Origin of the sequence: Roseovarius indicus (genome assembly GCF_008728195.1) — a bacterium.
GTDB lineage: Bacteria > Pseudomonadota > Alphaproteobacteria > Rhodobacterales > Rhodobacteraceae > Roseovarius > Roseovarius indicus.
Genome location: NZ_CP031598.1, coordinates 1,586,627 through 1,603,259 on the forward strand (window position 1 = coordinate 1,586,627; position 16,633 = coordinate 1,603,259).

Here is a 16,633-nt window from a genome sequence, read left to right on the forward strand (position 1 = left end):
AATGCAGGGCGCAACGCTTCGCAAACTCGTCCTTCCCGTACTCGGGGTCGGCTTCCTCGCGCTACCCTGGCTGAGCGGCGGCGCCAATGTTGTCTTCTCCGCATGTGTCATCATCGCGATTTTCGCGGTCATGTCCTACGGGCTCGACATCATTGTCTCGGATCTTGGCGAGGTCAGCCTCGCCCACCCGGTTTTCTTTGCCGGCGGGGCATATGTCACCTCGATCGCCTCGTCGCGCGCCGGTCTTGATCCGCTCTCGACGCTGGTGCTCTCGCTGTTGGTCGTTCTCGTTATGGCGGGGGCCATTGCTTTCGTGACCTTGCGCCTGCGAGAGTTCGTCTTCTCCCTGGTGACCTACGCGGTTTCTGTTGTGGCGATGACCGTTGCTTCCAACTGGGCCTTCCTCGGCGGGTCTGACGGGGTAACGGGCATCCCGGCCTTCGAGCTTTTCGGGTACAGGGCGCTTACGGACAAACAGCTCTGGCCTGTTGCCTGGGCACTGCTGATGGCAACGCTCTACCTGGTGGCTGCATTTCGTAAATCCCGTCTCGGGCACGCTGCGATGACGGTGCACCTCAATCCGTCGCTGGCCCGGATGTCAGGTATCAGCCCCGAACTGGTCCGGATGAAGGTCTTCCTTGTTTCCGCGCCGATCAGTGCGTCCGCCGGCTGGCTCTACGCCTATCAGCGCGCCTATATCAGCGCGGATGTCCTTACACCGTATTTCCTGATCCTGATGCTCACCGCCGTGGTGCTGGTCGGGCGCCGCATCCTGCTCGCACCGCTGCTAGGCGTCACGCTCATAATCCTTCAGGAACGCTTCCTGTCCTATGGCGCCTATGTCGACCGGATCATTCTCGGGACGCTTCTCATCATGGCGCTCTCCTTCCTTCCGCGCGGCCTATACGGGCTGGTGCAGGATACAATCTCGGCTCTGCGCCGTCCCAAAAACCAACCGCTCGAAGAGCGGCAAGAAACCTAGGAGGCAGACATGTCTATCATCTGGTCCCCGAAACTCGATTCCGGCGCGCAAGCCTGGCTCGACACGGCCGCGGCGCTGACGAAGGACACGTTCGAACCGCTCGCCGAAGAGCTTGACCGCGAACAGCGCTACCCGTGGGAAAGCATCGACGTGCTGGTCAAGTCGGGCCTCGCGGGTGTTTTCATACCCAAGGAGCACGGCGGGCAGGGCGCGCCGCTTTCGGCGACCATTGCCGTTGTGGAAGAAGTGGCCAGCGGCTGCGCCTCAACTGCAGCTATCCTTTGTGCCTGTCAGTTGGGCGCGTTCCCGGTGCTGCTGGGCGGCACCAAGCAGCAGAAGGACAAGTATCTGGGCGAGATGGCAAATGGTACGGGGACCAGCTTTGCACTCTCCGAGCGTTCCACCGGATCCGACGCGGCTGCCATCACCACGACGGCCGTGCGTGAAAACGATGGCTGGCGCATCAAGGGCGAGAAATACTGGATCGGGAACGGGGGCGCCTCGCGCTACTACGTCGTCTTCGCCAAGACGGACCCGGCCGCCGGCGGCCGTGGCATTTCCGCCTTCATGGTCGACAAGGAGGCCAATGGTGTCGAGATAGATGAACTCAACGACAAGATGGGCATCCGCGGCACGCAGACGTCAAACTTGAAGCTCGACACATGGGTGCCGCAGGATGCCATGGTGGGCGAAAAGGGCAGGGCACTCCGCCTTGCGCTGAAAACGCTCAACGTGGGCCGCATAATGGTCTCGGCGCAATCCACCGGGCTAGCGCTGGCCGCCTATCGCACCGCCGCCGAGCGCGCGGTGGAGCGGGAAGCCTTCGGGAAGGCGATCATCGACAACCAGGGCATCGGTTTCAAGCTGGCGGATGTCGCGACCGAGCTTTCGGCCGCGCGCATGATGCTTTACGAGGCGGCACGCGCCTATGACGCGGGAGAAGACGTGCAGGTGCTTGGTGCGATGGCCAAGCTCTACACGTCCGAAGTGGCGCACAAGGCCGCCGATGCCGCAATGCAGATCTGGGGCGGCTTCGGCTATTGCAAGCCCAACCTCGCCGAACGGCTCTACAGGGATCAGCGCATTCTCGAGATCTACGAAGGTACCTCGGAAATTCAGAGACTTGTGCTGGCGCGGTCCATTAAGAATGCCGTCGAGGCGGCCGGAAAGGATCAGGCGGCCTGACGCTGAAGACAAGGAATTCGCCCATGGCCAAGCAGAAAATCAACCAGGAGCGCGAAAGCGACGCGAAGAACGAGATCGTGCGGACCGCGGCCGAGATTTTCATGAACTACGGTTACGCCGCCACATCAATCGACGCGATCGCCGAGAAGATGGGGGCAACCAAGGGTCGTATCTATCACTACTACCGCAGCAAGGCGCAGATTTTCTTCGATATCCAGCGCACTGCGATGACACAGCTCATGCAAGCGGTGGAACCTATCGCGCAGGAGAAAGTGCCGGCTGAGGAAAAGTTGCCGCGCATGGCATGGGCGCATCTTTCGCTCATGCTGCGGGAACTGCCGGTGCAGAAAGTCGCGGTGCAGGGCCTCGAGAAATACCTGTTCGAGGCCGAGGGCTTCCGTCATGCCAAAACGCTCTCGGAAATCAACGCCCTGCGCGACGACTACGAACAGATGTTCGCTGAAGTGATCGATGCGGGCGCCCGGGAAGGGGTGTTCGTGAAAGACTCTCCGCGACTGCTTACGAAACCGTTCTTCGGCACGATGAACTGGGTCACGGTCTGGTACAGGCCGCGGCGCATCCAGTCGGACGAGGATATCGATACGATCTGCTCGACGCTTGTCGATTTTGCCATGCGCGGGCTGCGTGACCCCAAGGGAGGAACTTGATGAGGACAGCGGCGAAGAAGCCCTATTCCGATGCGGTGTGGGATGAAGTTGAGCTCTGGTCTCGCGATCGGATCGAGGCCTTTCAGACTGACGCGCTGCCGAAGCAGCTCGATTATGTGGCAAATAACAGTGCCCATTACAAAAAGCTGTTCGCTGACCTGGGTGTCGAGGCCGGGGATATCAGAAGTCTCGACGACATCCGCAAGCTACCCCTCACGAAGAAGCAGGATTATGTCAGCGGATTGGCGGAAGACCCGCCCTTCGGCACCTTCCGCGCGGTCTGTATGACAGATGCGGCGCGGGTGCATTACTCCTCTGGCACCACGTCGAAGCCGGCTCCGGTGCTCTGGAGCCATGACGATCTAGACCGCTGGGCCGATCTTTATGCGCGATTTCTCTATGCGCAGGGGTTACGCGCCGATGACGTGTTTCACTGCATGTTCGGCTATTCGTGGTTCGTGGGCGGGCTTGGGGCCACGCTCGCGGCGCAATACCTGGGCGCGCTCGTTATCCCGGGGGGATCGGTCGACACCGAGCGCCAGATCGACACCATTCTAGAATACCGCCCGCGCTGCGTGATCGGTACGCCCTCTTTCATGGCCCACATCGCCGAGGCGGCCTATGCCCGCGGCGTGGACCTTCGGGCCAGCAGTGTCGACATGGTCTGCGTCGGCGGCGAGCCGGGGGCTTCCATCCCCGGAACGCGCGAGCGGATCGAGGCACAGTGGGGGGCCAAGATGTTCGACTGTTACGGCGCGCTCGAATGCCAGCCGATCGGCTGGGACACCGCGCTGCAGCTCGGGCCGACCCTGGCAGAAGATTTCATCTACGTGGAAATCCTCGACCCGGACACCGACGAGCCGGTGCCCGACGGAACCCCGGGTGTCCTGGTGCTCACCCATCTCGACAAGCAGGCCTGTCCGCTGGTGCGATGGTGGACCGGTGACGTCGTGGTGCGCGACAGCAGCGTGGGACCCGATGGCCGCACCCATGCCCGCCTTGTTGGCGGTGTCCAAGGCCGGGCCGATGACATGCTGATCGTGCGTGGCGTCAATCTCTTCCCTTCGGCCGTGGAAGACGTGGTGCGGGCCCATCCGGGCACCACCAACGAATACGCGCTGGTCGTTACCGACGAGATGAAGGACCCCGAAACCGGGTTCCTCAAGCGTGTGCTGCTGCGCGTGGAACGGGCTGATATCAATGATGAAAATCTCGCCGAAAGCCTTGGCGCGGCGCTGCGCAACAAGCTCAACGTGCGCTTCGACATGGAGGTGCTGGACCCCGGGACGCTGCCGAGGACCGTGCACAAGGCTAAAAGGCTGTTGCGCGAATGACCCCGCGACCGCCTCAACCCCTTGCCGGCAAGCGCGTGGTCGAGTTCTCGCAGTTCATCGCGGGCCCCACGGCCGCACAGATGCTGGCGGACTTCGGGGCCGAAATCATCAAGGTGGAGCCGCCCCTGGGCGACGGTTCGCGCGCTTTGCCCGGCGGCGACCACGGCTCGGCCTATTACCGTTGCTTCAACACCGGCAAGGACAGCCAGGTCATCGACATGGGCAGCGATGAGGGCCGCGCGGCGTTCCACAAACTGCTGGCCCGGGCAGACGCAATGCTCTGCAACGTGGCCCCCCGGGCCTTGCGCAAACTGGGGCTCGACCCCGACAACCTGAAACGGGATTATCCGAACCTGGTGGTCACGCTGATATCGGGGTTCGGGCAGGAGGATGACCGCTCCTGCATGGACACGATCGCGCAATGCGAAAGCGGCTTTGCCTGGATGAACGGCAACGCCGATGGCACGCCCCGCGTTTCGACCTCCTGGCCGGTGGATTTTTTCTCGGGGCACTACGCGGCGATGGCCACGGCCATGGCCTTGCTGGACAAGGGCCGGTCAGGCGGAACGATCGTCGACCTTTCGATGATGGAGGTGGCCGCTGCCATGCTGTTGGGGCCGGCCGCGATCCTTGCCGCGGAGGGCAGCCAGCTTGGCCAGCCCTCGGGCAACCGGGACAGGGCCTCGGCCCCGTCGGGGATCTACGAATGCGCTGACGGGCACGTCTACATCTACGGCGGGCTCGACGCTTATTGGGCGGCTCTGAACGGCGAGGTGGGGGCGCCCGAGGCCGGTGCGGCCGAGCGGCTTGCCCGGGCGGAGGCGTTCGACGGCTACGTGGAGGCCTGGACGAAACCGCAGACCGTCGAGGCCGTGCTCGAGACCATGGCCCGCCTGCGCGTGCCGGCAGGTGCAGTGCGCCAGCCACCCGAGGCGCTGGACCGAATCCGCGCCTTGCGGCCCGGGGCCGGCGTGACCGAGGGGCAGGGCGGCCAGATGGTGCCGGCCTATCCCGCGCTTTTCGACGGGGCGCGTATCGTGCGCCCGGTGGCACCGGCGCTGGGAGAGCCCGGCGTCAAGACACACAGACATCAAGGGAGTGAGACATGAAGGACGGCGACCCGCAGGAAACGGTATCGGTGCTGAAGGACGGGCTTTTCAAGGGAAAAGGCGCCGTCGTGAGCGGTGCGGGCACGGGCATCGGCCGGGGCATCGTGACCCGGCTTGTCGGGCTTGGCATGGACGTGACAGGCCTTGGCCGCCGGGAGGAGCCGCTGGCGGAAACCGCTGAGGCGGTGAAAGAGATGCCTGGCAGCTTTCGCTACCAGTCCTGCAACGTGCGCGACATCGAGGCGCTGGAGGCGGCTATCGAGGAGGCAGGCGAAACCCATGGGATCGACCTTCTGGTGAACAATGCCGGGGGGCAGTTCTTCGCTCCCGCCACCGAGATCAGCCGCCGTGGCTGGGACGCTGTAATCGACCTCAACCTTTCGGCGATCTTCACGGCGACCAAGGCGGCGTATCCCTACCTGAAGTCACGCCGCGGCGCGGTGGTCAACATGTCGCTTTCGGGGGTCGAGCGTGGGTCCATGGGCCTTGCCCATTCCATTGCGGCCCGGTCCGGGGTGCTGGGCATGACGCGGTCGCTGGCGCTGGAGTGGGCGGGGGACGGCATCCGTCTCAACTGCCTCGGGCCCGGTACGGTGGTGACCTCGGGTCTTTCGGACGAGGCGGCGCGGGCCTTGCTTGACGGGCTGCTGGCCGCCACGCCCATGCACTGCGAAACCTCCGTCGAAGAGGTGGCTGAGTTGACAGCCTTCCTCGCAAGCCCGGCGGGCCGGCTGATGACCGGCCAACTCATCCAGATCGATGGCGGCGCGCATATCGGTGCGGGACTCCACATGATCGGGGCGGCATGATGGCGCCACCGCTCGACGGCATCAAGGTGCTCGATCTCAGCCGCGTGCTGGCGGGCCCGACCTGCACGCAGACGTTGGCCGACCTGGGCGCCGAGGTCTGGAAGATCGAACCTCCTGGCAAGGGCGACGACACACGCGGCTGGATGCCGCCTGAGGTCGAGGGAGAGTCGACCTATTTCATGTGTTGCAACCGCTCCAAGAAATCGGTTGCGCTCGATCTGAAGAGCCAGGAAGGCCGGGCGGCCGTCCAGGCGCTCGCCCGCAAGGCCGATGTGCTCGTAGAGAACTTTCGCCAAGGGGCGCTAGATGCTTTCGGTCTAGATTACGAGACGCTGTCCGCTGACAACCGGCGTCTGATATATTGCTCGATCTCCGGGTATGGACGCACCGGCCCACGCGCCGGCGAAGGTGGCTACGATTTCACCATTCAGGCCGAAAGCGGTCTAATGGCGATCACCGGCGAACCCGAGGGCGAGCCGATGAAACTCGGCGTCGCGATCACCGATATTGCGACGGGTATGAACGCGGTTCAGGCCATTCTGGCGGCGCTGTTCGCGCGCGAGCGCACGGGACGTGGTCAGCATCTCGACCTCGCGCTCTTTGACAGCGCAGTGGCGCTTTTGGCCAACGTCGCTTCCGGCTATCTTCAAACCGGGCGTGAGCCCAACCGCTATGGGAATGCGCATGCCACCGTGGTGCCCTATCAGCTTTTCGACACCATCGATGGAACTTTGGCGCTGGCCTGTGGCAATGACGGTCAGTTCCTGGCGCTTTGCGAGGTGCTGGGCCGGACCGATCTCGCCCGTGACGAGCGCTTCATCCGCAACCGAAGCCGCGTTGAAAATCGCGACACGCTGATTCCCGAGCTTCAAGCGGCCTTCCTGACAAGGGGTACGGATGAATGGATCAGCCTTCTGCGCAAGGCCAAGGTGCCCGTGGGCTCGGTACGCTCGGTGAGCGAGGTGTTTAGCGCCGCTGATGTACTGGAGCGCGGCCTCGTGACCACGGTGCCCGATGCAGTGCATGGCCAGTTGAGCCTTGTACGATCGCCGCTCCGCTTCTCGGAAACGCCCCTGCACACCCCTGTGGCGCCACCCCGGCTTGGCGATAACACCGAAGAGGTGCTGGCAGCCCATGGGATCAATCTTGGTGCATCGAAGTGATTTGCCGGAATGGCATTGTCACGGCATGAAACGCCCCGATTCTAAATATGCTGGACCGGCAGGGGTTGAACCTGCGGTCTGTGGATCCCGAAAGCAAAACGTGGTCCTATCCTGTACCACCGGAACCGCACCGCCTCGTAGCAGACGTCGATGCCGCGCTCATGAAGCAGGTCTTTTGAAAACTGGGGTAGAGCATCACCGCCAGGCGGATGATCTCTGACACTGTCCGTTTACGCGATATGCTCGCGTAGAAGATCGAAGAACAGCGTCTCGTGTCGATTGCTTGGCATGCCACGCCGCTTGTAGCCGAACACATCGTAGCGGATCTTCGGCTCGAATGGCCGCCACTCCACGTCGAATTGACCACTCAATGTTTCGCAGATCATCTTGCTGACAATCGAAACGCCGGCGCCTTGCTCCACGAGGGAAAAGACGGACTCGCTGAGAGGCGAGAAAACCCTGATGTTTCGGACAACGCCGAGGTTCTGAAATGCCGCGGCGGAGCGGTAATAGTTCAACTCATTGCGCGAAGACAGCACGATGAAGTCCTCTTCCGAGACCTGTTCCGCATGAATTGTCGATTGCGCACACAGAGGGTGCGACTTGGGCAGGATGATCACGGCTTCCGAACTGCCGAGCCTTTCCTGAATGAAATTCTGATTATTGATCGGCACGCTGGTAACGGCAATGTCGATCATACCGCCCGACATCCAAGAGTGGAAATAGCTGGTCGCGAACGGATAGACGGCGAGGCTCACATCCGGACGGCGCTCCATGAATTTCGAAAGCACCGGTGTCAGCAGGGAGGCTCCCCATGCGGCTTCGCAGGCAATTGACATCTGCCCGCGATTGCCTTCCTTGATCGCCTGGGCACGCTGCTCAAGCTCCTGCATGACGTACAGGCTCTTCTCGCTTTCGATAAAGAACATCTCGCCAGCTTCGGTCAGTCGCAGGCCACGCCCGTCTCGTTCGAACAGTTTGAAATCCAGGGCCATTTCTAGGTCCTTGAGGGTCTGACTGGCTGCGGGTTGCGACATCCCCAACTGGGAAGATGCAGCCGTTACGCTGCCAGTCTGAACGATGGCGTGAAAGACGTTTAGTTGGCGTATGCGCAGCATGGCGAGACCTCTCGTGAGGGGAGTTAGGGAGGGTATAGATCAGAGCAAATACCTTAGAGGCATTAATAACTAAATGCTTATGTATTTGCGTCATATCCGCTTGGACGCGCCGCCAAATCTCTCCTTATCGTTGAAGAGCAATCATTCACGCCCGACCTCGGGCTACATCGGAGCAGCTACGACATGACGACGGGCGCCGCGGTAAAATTCGAAAACGTGTCGAAACACTTCGGCAACACGACGGCGCTGGACGGCTTGGATCTGACCGTCAGGTCCGGGGAGTTCCTTACGTTGCTCGGCGAAAGCGGCTCTGGCAAGACGACCGCTCTCAACCTTCTGGCCGGGTTCTTCCAGGCCTCTTCGGGGACCATTCTCGTGAACGGCACGGATGTATCGTCGCTGCCCCCGGAAAAGCGGAACATCGGGATGGTTTTCCAGAATTATTCCTTGTTTCCGCACATGACGGTGGAAGCCAACATCGCCTATCCGCTGAGGATGAGAGGCGAAGACCGGGACAGCATGCGCCGAAAAACCGCGCGGGCGCTGGAAATCGTACACATGTCACAATTTGCTCGCCGGATGCCCTCTGAACTGTCAGGCGGTCAACAGCAGCGGGTTGCGTTGGCGCGGGCAATCGTGTTCGAACCTCCGCTTCTGCTGATGGATGAGCCATTGGGCGCTCTTGACCAAAACCTAAGGGAAAAGCTGCAGTCCGAGATCAAGGACCTTCATACTCAGCTTGGAAGCACGATTGTTTTCGTGACCCATGATCAGCGCGAAGCGCTGGCCCTGTCCGACCGGATCGCGCTGATGCGCGACGGTCGCCTCGAACAGGTCGGCACACCTACTGAGATCTACGACAACCCCGTCAGCGAGTTCGCCGCCCGCTTCGTCGGCCAGACGAACATTTTCCGTGTCGAGCTTCGGGGCGATCAGGTCGATATCCCGCAGCTGCGCACCACGATGCCGAAAGCCGGCGCTGACGGCACCGCGACATGCGCGGTTCTGCGGCCGGAAAACATCCGGCTGTCGCCGCAGGCTGACGACACGACGATCTCCGCGAAGCTGGAGAAGTCCACCTTCCAGGGCGACTCGTTCTTCTACGAAGTCAGACACGAGGACGCCTGCATCCTTGTCCGGGCCGAGCGCGACGCTGGCCCGCCGCCGCCTCTGGGCAGCCAGGTCAATCTGCGCTTCGCCAGGGAAGACATCGTCTTTGTCCGGGATACCTGACCGACGCGATGAATACTCCAGACCAGAAAAGCAACAGGCCCCAAACCGGCCATAACCACAACAGGAAGAGAGAACCATGAAGACACTGAACAAACTGCTTGTCTCGGCGGCGTTCCTGCCGTCGATGGCAATGTCGCAGGAATTGACTTTCGCAACCGCCGGCGGTGTCTGGCTGGAAACGATTACCGAGGCCTGCCTCGACCCGTATGCTGAATCGGCGGGCGTCGAAGTCGCGGGCGTGGCCACGGAAGATACGGCCGCCCAAATCCGCGCGCAGATGATGACCCAGATCCAGTGGGATATCGTCGAGGTTCCTTCTGCCGTGCTCGCGCTCGGCACCGCCGAAGGCTGGTTCGAGCCCCTCGACTGGGACAAGATCGACCCGGAGAACCAGCTGCCTGATGTCGCGCGTCAGGAAAACGGCATCGGCTTCACCACCTATTCCGAAGGCATTGTCTATCGCACCGATGGCGAGAACGACCCGATCAACTCCTGGGCCGATTTCTGGAATGTCGAGGAGTTCCCCGGCAACCGCTCGCTGCGCGATACGCCGCTCGGCAACCTTGAATACGCTCTGCTGGCAGACGGCGTGTCGAAAGAAGAGCTCTACGACGTGCTGTCGAGTGAAGAAGGCGTCGACCGTGCATTCGCCAAGCTCGACGAGATCAAGCCGAACATCACCGTCTGGTGGACGGCCGGTCAGCAGCCGATCCAGTATATCGCAAGCGGCGATGTGGATTACTCCACCACGTGGAACGGCCGCGTGACCTCCGCCGTGGAAGACGGCATCCCGGCGGGTTTCGTCTGGAACGAAGCGGCGCTCATCGTGGGGTACTACGCCGTGATGAAGGGGAGCGAGCAGGTGGATCTCGCCAATGACCTGCTGAAGTTCTGCTGGACCGATCCCCAGATCAGCGCGAACGTGGTCGAACGGATGCCGTACCCGGGTTTCGCCCCCGGCCTCTATGATCTGCTGCCGGAAGAAACGGCGCAGAACCTGTCGACCTTCCCGGCAAATGAAGAGGTGCAGTTCGCCTTCGACGGTGGCTTCTGGGCCGAGAACCGTCCCGAGCTGCAGGACCGCTGGCAGTCCTGGCGCCTGTCGAACTGAGCGTGGACGATGACCGGAACACAAGGGCAGGAAAGCAACAATGCACAAGGCTAGGGCAGCAATGCCATTCATTCCGGTCGTGCTATTGCTCGGATTATGCTTCGTCTATCCCGTCGCGGAAGTCCTGAAATGGGGTTTCCACGACGGGAGCTGGACGGCGCGGTACATCGGGACGGTCGGCCGTCCGGAGTATATCCGCATCCTTCTCAATACCGTGCAAGTGGCGGTAGTCACCTCCGTATCCTGCATGGTGCTCGGCTATCCCGTCGCCTACGTCATATCCCGACAAAGGGCTGCGCTCAGAACCGTCCTGCTGATCGCTATCGTCGTGACGATGTGGGTCAGCGTGCTGATCCGCACCTACGCGTGGATGGTCGTTCTCGGTCGGGAAGGCATCATCAACAACGTGCTGGCGGCAACCGGCATCATCGACGAGCCGGTCCAGCTCATGTTCACGACCGGCGCAGTTTATGTCGCCATGATTCAGACCCTGCTGCCGATCAGTATCCTCGCTTCCTTCTCGGGTATGGCCGGGTTCGACCAAACACTGCTCCGCGCGGCGCGCGCCTTCGGCGCGTCTAAATGGGGAGGGTTCCGGACCGTGTTCTTCCCCCTGACCATCGACGGCGTGATTGCGGGCGGGCTGCTGGTTCTGCTGATGTCGCTCGGTTTCTTTATCACCCCCGCCCTCGTCGGCGGTCCGTCAGATATCCTGATCGCCAATGTCATCAGCGACCATGTCAACCAGACACTGAACTGGAACCTCGCGGCGGCGCTTTCGGCGGTACTGTTGGTCATCGGAACAGCGATGGTTCTGGCAGTCCTGATCGTGACCCTCGGTGTCAGACGTTTCCACAAGCGAGCGCTATGACCATGTCTACTATTCTTATCCGGGCCTACACGGCGGTGATGCTGGCGCTGCTCACCTTCCCGATCTTCCTCGTGATCCCGATGTCATTCAGTGCCACGCGCTACCTGCAGTTCCCGCCCGAGGAATACAGTCTGCGGTGGTACCAGTTTCTCTGGGAAAGCGCGGCATGGCAGGAGGCAGCGCTCCGCAGCCTCGGAATCTCGGCCGCCGCCACGCTGATCGCTCTGCCCATTGGCACGCTGGCCGCGCTGGGCGTCAGCCGATCGAGCGGGGCGACAGGGCGCATTGTCACGATGCTGTCTCTGGGGCCACAGATCGTGCCCGCGGTGATCGTGGCGCTCGGCGCTTTGCTGGTATCGGCCGGGCTCGGCCTCTATGGCAACCCGCTCGCGCTGGTCCTGGTGCATGCCTGTCTCGGCATTCCCTTCGTGCTGCTGGTGGTGACGCCGGTCCTGCGTGAAGGCAGCGAGCAATACATGCGGGCCGCCCGCTCTCTGGGCGCTGGCTTCTGGAGGGCCGTGTTCACGGTCGTGCTTCCGCAGATCATGCCGGCCCTCTTCGCGTCGGCGGTGTTCGTTTTCTTCATTTCATTCGACGAACTGGTGATCGCGCTTTTCCTCATGGGCGGTACCGAGACCCTGCCGATGCGGATCTGGTCCGACCTGCGCAATGAACTCACACCCGCGGTCGCTGCCGTATCGACTATCCTCATCCTGGTGACACTTGCGGCCATCATCCCCGCGGAAATCTATCGGAACAAGAAAAGGAGAGCGCCGTGATCGAGTACGAGCGCGACGGAGAGATCGGGATTTTCACGATCGCCAACGGCAAGGTGAACCCGTTCAACCCGCAAATGCACAAGGATTTCTACCAGAAACTGAAGGCCTTCGAGAATGATCCGGCGGTAAAGGTCGGCATCCTGACCGGGGCAGGCGATCGGGCCTTCTGTGCGGGCGACGACCTGAAAACTCCCCGCGAGGATCGCACGATCGAGGAACATGTCGAAAAGCACTTTGCGAACGTCGACCCCGATGCCGAGCCTTCCTATCCGGGCTGGGAGCGTGAAATTCACATGATGACGCGCTTCAAGCCGATCATCGGCGCGGTGAAGGGGTGGTGCGTCGGGCAGGGGCTGGTGTACCTCATGCGCCTGACAGACATGCGGATTTCCGGCGAAAGCGCTCGCTACGGCCTGCCGGAAATTGCTTTTGACATGGCCGGGGGAAGTGGCATGGCGGCCATCTCCCGCCACCTGCCGCGTGCCATCGCGATGGAACTGGTACTGACGGGCGATCCGATCGACGCGCAGGAGGCCTACCGCATTGGCTTTGCCAACAAGATCGTCCCGGACTCCGAGGTGATGGACGCCGCGAAAGCCCTTGCTGCCCGCATCTCCCGCCATTCGGGCCGCGCGATCCGGATCGAGATGGAGTCGTTCCATCGTGCCGAACAGACCGACGACGCGACTTCCTACGCTCTAACCGATCACATGTTCCGCCTTCAGCGGCTGGCTTCGTCCAAACAGGTCGGTACGTTCGACTATAAAGGGAAAACCGGTAAATGACGGACGCGATCAAGGCTCAGGTCGCGGCTGATCGGCTTCGGATGGAAAGCCGGCCGCTGGGCGAGACCATACCTGGCCTGATGTTCGACGCTGCAGCCGATGCACCCGATGAAATTGCCATCGCGGTGCTCGACGAGACGCTGACACTGACCTATCGCGCAACCGCCGACTGGGTGCGCAAACTCGCGATCGAACTGCAGGCGCGCGGCGTGACCTCGGGTGACGTCGTGGGCGTGATGCTCCGGAACGGTCCGGAGTTCCCCATCGCCTGGATGGCGATTACGGCGCTCGGTGCCGTGATGATACCGGTCAACACCAGCTACACAACGCGTGAAGTCCGTTTCGTGCTCAGCAAGGGTGGGGCCTCCCACCTCATCATCGAAGAGGAACTGCACGAAGAACTCGACGATGGCGAACCGCTTCTCGATGGCACGCTGTTGTCCATCGCGCTGGCGACCGCTGACACGCTGCTTTTCGAGGGACTCGTCGCGTCCGATGCCGTCGCCGATCCCGATTTCACTCCGGTCGCAACGCAGTTCGACCTCAGCAATATCCAGTTCACGTCCGGCAGCACGGGCATGCCCAAAGGCTGTCGGCAGACCCACCGCTTCTGGCTGGAAGTGGCGCTATTTATCGCCGAGGCCTACCAGCCGATCCACAAACGCATTCTGGTCAATCAGTCGCTCTTTTACATGGACCCGCAGTTTATGTTCCTCGCGGCCGTGCGCAACAGGGGCACCGCCTTCATTGCTCGCCGCCAAAGCTCGAGCCGGTTCTTCGACTGGGTCGCCGATAACGGCATCGAGTTCATGTTCCTGCCCGAGTTCGTCTACAAGCAGGAAGGCTGGCGCGGGAAGGACCTCTCGAAGGTGCGGCGCGCGATGGTATTCGGCTGGGGCCGGGAGAACCATGTCGAGGCAGAAGGCGCACTTGGCTTCCCCCTCCGCGAAGGGTTCGGCATGACCGAAATCGGTATAGCGGCCTACCTGCCGGAGAACGCGCGCGAAATGCTGGGCTCGCGGTCCTGCGGGCTTCCGGCTCCCTACCGCGAATTGAAAGTCATGCGTTCTCTCGAGGAAGAGGCCGACCCTGGCGAAAGCGGGGAACTCTGGGTGCGCGGGCCGGGAGTCATAACCGCATATCACGACAATCCCGAGGCCAACGAGAATTCTTTCCAGGACGGATGGTTTCGGACGGGCGATCTGGCCGTTCAGGACGCGCAAGGGTTCTATTACTACGTCGGACGCCTGAAAGATATGATTCGGCGCAGCGGCGAGAACATCGCGGCGCAGGAGATCGAAGCGGTTCTGCGAACGGCGCCCGGCATTTTCGAAGCCTCTGTCGTCCCGGTGAAAGACTTGGCACGAGGAGAAGAAGTCAAAGCGTTCGTAACTTGCTTGCCGGGCGTTGACCTTCGATCGGATCAAGCAGCGCTGGAAGCTGTCTATAAGACATGTGCAGCCAATCTTGCCCCGTTCAAGGTCCCTCGTTTCATCGAGCAGATCGACGTGTTTCCCCGCACCGGGTCGAACAAAATCGCGAAAAAGGAACTTGTAAGTTCGCGCATGTCGGTCGTGTCGGAGCATTATGACCGGACCGCCCGTGATTGGGTCCAGCAGTCCTGATAACCTTAGTTGATCCTTGATGTGTACTCCACAAACGCCCCGACTTCAGTTCGAGTTTATGAATAAAATCCCTGGCTGGGAGAGGAGCGGCGCCCATGAAAATGCCCCTCAGACAGGGTCTAACCGGTCGCTCCAAGCGCTGAACGGCCGACCTTTATGCCGCGCGGATTTGGACTTGCCCTGAAAAAGTAGAAAGCACCAACTGAGGAACCAGGAGGTGTTCTATGCAAAGGGAAACAGACCGACGCAGCCGGAGACGGCGCGAGATCGCTGGTCGCGCGTATCGGCGCGACCAGCTTTTGGTTGTGGCTACTCGGCCGGTCTCGCCTCGCTCTCCCACCCGGTCTCAGGATCGTCGAAGCCATGGGCGCTCATGTCCTTGATCGTCTCGCCGCTGTCTTTCCAGCCTTGGATCTCCTCCGGCGTGGCCTTGGGCGAGAAGAGCCCTGTGAACGCGTAAATGATGCCGATCACCGGTGCCAGCCAGCATGCAAAGGCAAGCGGGATATAAAGCAGGTTCTGGATGTTGCCGTCAGCCACCCCGAGGGCCAATGCGCTGATAACGAAGGCGCCACCGGCGTTCCACGGGATCAGCGGTGACATCAGCGTGCCGCCTTCCTCGACCGCGCGGCTGAGGTTCAGAGTGGAGTAGCCCATGCCCCGGTAGACCGGCGCGTACATGCGGCCCGGCAACGCGATGGACAGGTACGGATCGCCGGCGACGAGGTTCGTCGCGATCGAGGTGCCGATGGCCGAAGACTGGATGCCGGCAAAGCCGCGCACCTTCGTCATGATCGCGTTGATGATCGTCTCGAGGCAGCCGGTTCGTTCCAGCGCGCCGCCAAAGCCGAGCGCGATCAAAACCAGTGAAATCGTCCACATCATCGACTGGATACCGCCGCGGTTAAGCAAGCTGTCGATTTCCGACACGCCTGTCTCGATGGAATATCCCGAGTTTGCGAACGTGAATACTTCATGAAGACCGGCGCCCTGGAACGCCATTGCCATAAGGCCACCCACGACAACGCCGGCAAACAATGACGGGATCGGCGGTTGTTTGGTTACTGCCAAACCGATGACCAACAGCGCAGGCGCAAGAAGCCAGGGCGATATCCAGAAATTCTCCTGCAGTGCCGAGGTGATCGCATCGATGCGCTCGAAGGATGTCGACTCGGCGTCGACCATCGAGAACCCGACCCAGGTGTAGATCCCCAGCGCGATCAGCATGGCGGGGATGGTCGTCGGCATCATGTTCCGGATGTGATCGAAAACGCTCGTTCCCGTCACGGCCGGGGCAAGGTTGGTTGTGTCCGACAGGGGCGAAATCTTGTCGCCGAAGAACGCGCCGGAAACCACCGCGCCTGCGGTCCAGTAGACCGGGATGTCGAAGCCCGCGCCGATGCCCATGAGCGCGAGTCCCACCGTGCCGACGGTGCCCCAGGATGTGCCGAGCGACAGCGACACGATCGAACAGAGGATCATCGCAGCCGCGAGAAAAATCTGCGGAGAAAGGATCACGAGACCATAGTAGATCAGGGTCGGAACCGTTCCGGAGGCGATCCAGACGCCGATGATCATGCCGACGGTGATCAGCACCGATACCGACGGCAGGGACACGTTGATGACGTGGAACACGCCGTCCTGGATGTTGGGCCATTTATGGCCGAGGTAGATACCGACGATGCTGGTGATGGCCAGGCCGATCGACAGCGGGATGTGCGGAGTGAAATCGTCAAAGTAGAAAAGTTGAAGTCCGAGGACGACGAGAGTCAGCACCACGGGAATGAGTGCCAGACCCAGCGTTGGCGCGCGTGGTTCCGTCTGTTTGGATGACATGGGATTAGCCCCTCTGTTTTTAGTA

15 protein-coding genes are annotated in these 16,633 nt (G+C 61.6%); 13 read left to right on the forward strand and 2 right to left on the reverse strand.

Features of this window, described 5'->3' with window-relative positions:
• Window position 1 precedes the first annotated feature (1 nt).
• The 7 genes from RIdsm_RS07330 to RIdsm_RS07360 are packed head-to-tail and all read left to right on the forward strand — an operon-like array spanning window position 2 to window position 7,250.
• Window positions 2-982, forward strand: coding sequence for a branched-chain amino acid ABC transporter permease (locus RIdsm_RS07330; protein ID WP_057814952.1), 981 nt, complete (start codon window positions 2-4; stop codon window positions 980-982).
• 9 nt (window positions 983-991) lie between these two features.
• Window positions 992-2,167 carry an acyl-CoA dehydrogenase family protein gene (locus RIdsm_RS07335; RefSeq protein ID WP_057814954.1) on the forward strand — a complete coding sequence of 392 codons (1,176 nt, stop codon included), beginning with the start codon at window positions 992-994 and terminating at the stop codon, window positions 2,165-2,167.
• Window positions 2,168-2,190: 23 nt separating this feature from the next.
• Window positions 2,191-2,835: a TetR/AcrR family transcriptional regulator gene (locus tag RIdsm_RS07340; protein ID WP_074940131.1), complete on the forward strand. Its 645-nt coding sequence runs from the start codon at window positions 2,191-2,193 to the stop codon at window positions 2,833-2,835.
• Window positions 2,835-4,169 carry a phenylacetate--CoA ligase family protein gene (locus RIdsm_RS07345; RefSeq protein ID WP_057814956.1) on the forward strand — a complete coding sequence of 445 codons (1,335 nt, stop codon included), beginning with the start codon at window positions 2,835-2,837 and terminating at the stop codon, window positions 4,167-4,169. The genes RIdsm_RS07340 and RIdsm_RS07345 overlap by 1 nt, the downstream gene beginning before the upstream one ends.
• Window positions 4,166-5,278, forward strand: a complete 1,113-nt coding sequence (locus tag RIdsm_RS07350) for a CoA transferase (protein ID WP_057814958.1) — start codon at window positions 4,166-4,168, stop codon at window positions 5,276-5,278. Before RIdsm_RS07345 ends, RIdsm_RS07350 begins: the two co-directional genes overlap by 4 nt.
• Window positions 5,275-6,087: an SDR family NAD(P)-dependent oxidoreductase gene (locus tag RIdsm_RS07355; RefSeq protein ID WP_057814959.1), complete on the forward strand. Its 813-nt coding sequence runs from the start codon at window positions 5,275-5,277 to the stop codon at window positions 6,085-6,087. The genes RIdsm_RS07350 and RIdsm_RS07355 overlap by 4 nt, the downstream gene beginning before the upstream one ends.
• Window positions 6,087-7,250 (forward strand): CaiB/BaiF CoA transferase family protein, encoded by a 1,164-nt coding sequence (locus RIdsm_RS07360; protein WP_244955852.1) that lies wholly within the window; start codon window positions 6,087-6,089, stop codon window positions 7,248-7,250. The genes RIdsm_RS07355 and RIdsm_RS07360 overlap by 1 nt, the downstream gene beginning before the upstream one ends.
• Window positions 7,251-7,480: 230 nt before the next feature.
• Here the strand turns inward: RIdsm_RS07360 and RIdsm_RS07365 are convergent, their stop codons facing one another.
• Entirely contained in the window at window positions 7,481-8,368 is an 888-nt protein-coding gene (locus RIdsm_RS07365; RefSeq protein WP_074940127.1) for a LysR family transcriptional regulator, read from the reverse strand.
• 183 nt (window positions 8,369-8,551) lie between these two features.
• Here RIdsm_RS07365 and RIdsm_RS07370 point away from each other — a divergent pair, with 183 nt between their 5' ends.
• From RIdsm_RS07370 to RIdsm_RS07395, 6 genes are all read left to right on the forward strand, one after another.
• Window positions 8,552-9,601: an ABC transporter ATP-binding protein gene (locus RIdsm_RS07370; RefSeq protein ID WP_057814966.1), complete on the forward strand. Its 1,050-nt coding sequence runs from the start codon at window positions 8,552-8,554 to the stop codon at window positions 9,599-9,601.
• Window positions 9,602-9,677: 76 nt separating this feature from the next.
• Window positions 9,678-10,712, forward strand: coding sequence for an ABC transporter substrate-binding protein (locus RIdsm_RS07375; protein WP_057814969.1), 1,035 nt, complete (start codon window positions 9,678-9,680; stop codon window positions 10,710-10,712).
• Between the two features lie 61 nt (window positions 10,713-10,773).
• On the forward strand, window positions 10,774-11,583 hold the full coding sequence (locus RIdsm_RS07380; protein ID WP_177228409.1) for an ABC transporter permease: 810 nt from the start codon (window positions 10,774-10,776) through the stop codon (window positions 11,581-11,583).
• 2 nt (window positions 11,584-11,585) lie between these two features.
• A complete protein-coding gene (locus RIdsm_RS07385; protein ID WP_160325834.1) occupies window positions 11,586-12,362 on the forward strand; it encodes an ABC transporter permease in 777 nt (258 codons plus the stop codon).
• The gene (locus RIdsm_RS07390; protein WP_057814975.1) at window positions 12,359-13,147 is read left to right on the forward strand and encodes an enoyl-CoA hydratase/isomerase family protein; all 789 of its coding nucleotides are present in this window, start codon (window positions 12,359-12,361) and stop codon (window positions 13,145-13,147) included. Before RIdsm_RS07385 ends, RIdsm_RS07390 begins: the two co-directional genes overlap by 4 nt.
• Window positions 13,144-14,772 (forward strand): class I adenylate-forming enzyme family protein, encoded by a 1,629-nt coding sequence (locus RIdsm_RS07395; RefSeq protein WP_057814977.1) that lies wholly within the window; start codon window positions 13,144-13,146, stop codon window positions 14,770-14,772. Before RIdsm_RS07390 ends, RIdsm_RS07395 begins: the two co-directional genes overlap by 4 nt.
• Window positions 14,773-15,081: 309 nt before the next feature.
• On the opposite strand, the gene nhaC is transcribed toward RIdsm_RS07395, so the two are convergent.
• The gene (gene nhaC, locus RIdsm_RS07400; RefSeq protein WP_057814979.1) at window positions 15,082-16,608 is read right to left on the reverse strand and encodes a Na+/H+ antiporter NhaC; all 1,527 of its coding nucleotides are present in this window, start codon (window positions 16,606-16,608) and stop codon (window positions 15,082-15,084) included.
• Between the last annotated feature and the right edge of the window lie 25 nt (window positions 16,609-16,633).

Coding starts and splice junctions, on each gene's coding strand:
- RIdsm_RS07330 (WP_057814952.1), top strand. CDS start 2: ATGCAGGGCGCAACGCTTCGCAAACTCGTCCTTCCCGTACTCGGGGTC.
- RIdsm_RS07335 (WP_057814954.1), top strand. CDS start 992: ATGTCTATCATCTGGTCCCCGAAACTCGATTCCGGCGCGCAAGCCTGG.
- RIdsm_RS07340 (WP_074940131.1), top strand. CDS start 2,191: ATGGCCAAGCAGAAAATCAACCAGGAGCGCGAAAGCGACGCGAAGAAC.
- RIdsm_RS07345 (WP_057814956.1), top strand. CDS start 2,835: ATGAGGACAGCGGCGAAGAAGCCCTATTCCGATGCGGTGTGGGATGAA.
- RIdsm_RS07350 (WP_057814958.1), top strand. CDS start 4,166: ATGACCCCGCGACCGCCTCAACCCCTTGCCGGCAAGCGCGTGGTCGAG.
- RIdsm_RS07355 (WP_057814959.1), top strand. CDS start 5,275: ATGAAGGACGGCGACCCGCAGGAAACGGTATCGGTGCTGAAGGACGGG.
- RIdsm_RS07360 (WP_244955852.1), top strand. CDS start 6,087: ATGGCGCCACCGCTCGACGGCATCAAGGTGCTCGATCTCAGCCGCGTG.
- RIdsm_RS07365 (WP_074940127.1), bottom strand. CDS start 8,368: ATGCTGCGCATACGCCAACTAAACGTCTTTCACGCCATCGTTCAGACT.
- RIdsm_RS07370 (WP_057814966.1), top strand. CDS start 8,552: ATGACGACGGGCGCCGCGGTAAAATTCGAAAACGTGTCGAAACACTTC.
- RIdsm_RS07375 (WP_057814969.1), top strand. CDS start 9,678: ATGAAGACACTGAACAAACTGCTTGTCTCGGCGGCGTTCCTGCCGTCG.
- RIdsm_RS07380 (WP_177228409.1), top strand. CDS start 10,774: ATGCCATTCATTCCGGTCGTGCTATTGCTCGGATTATGCTTCGTCTAT.
- RIdsm_RS07385 (WP_160325834.1), top strand. CDS start 11,586: ATGTCTACTATTCTTATCCGGGCCTACACGGCGGTGATGCTGGCGCTG.
- RIdsm_RS07395 (WP_057814977.1), top strand. CDS start 13,144: ATGACGGACGCGATCAAGGCTCAGGTCGCGGCTGATCGGCTTCGGATG.
- nhaC (WP_057814979.1), bottom strand. CDS start 16,608: ATGTCATCCAAACAGACGGAACCACGCGCGCCAACGCTGGGTCTGGCA.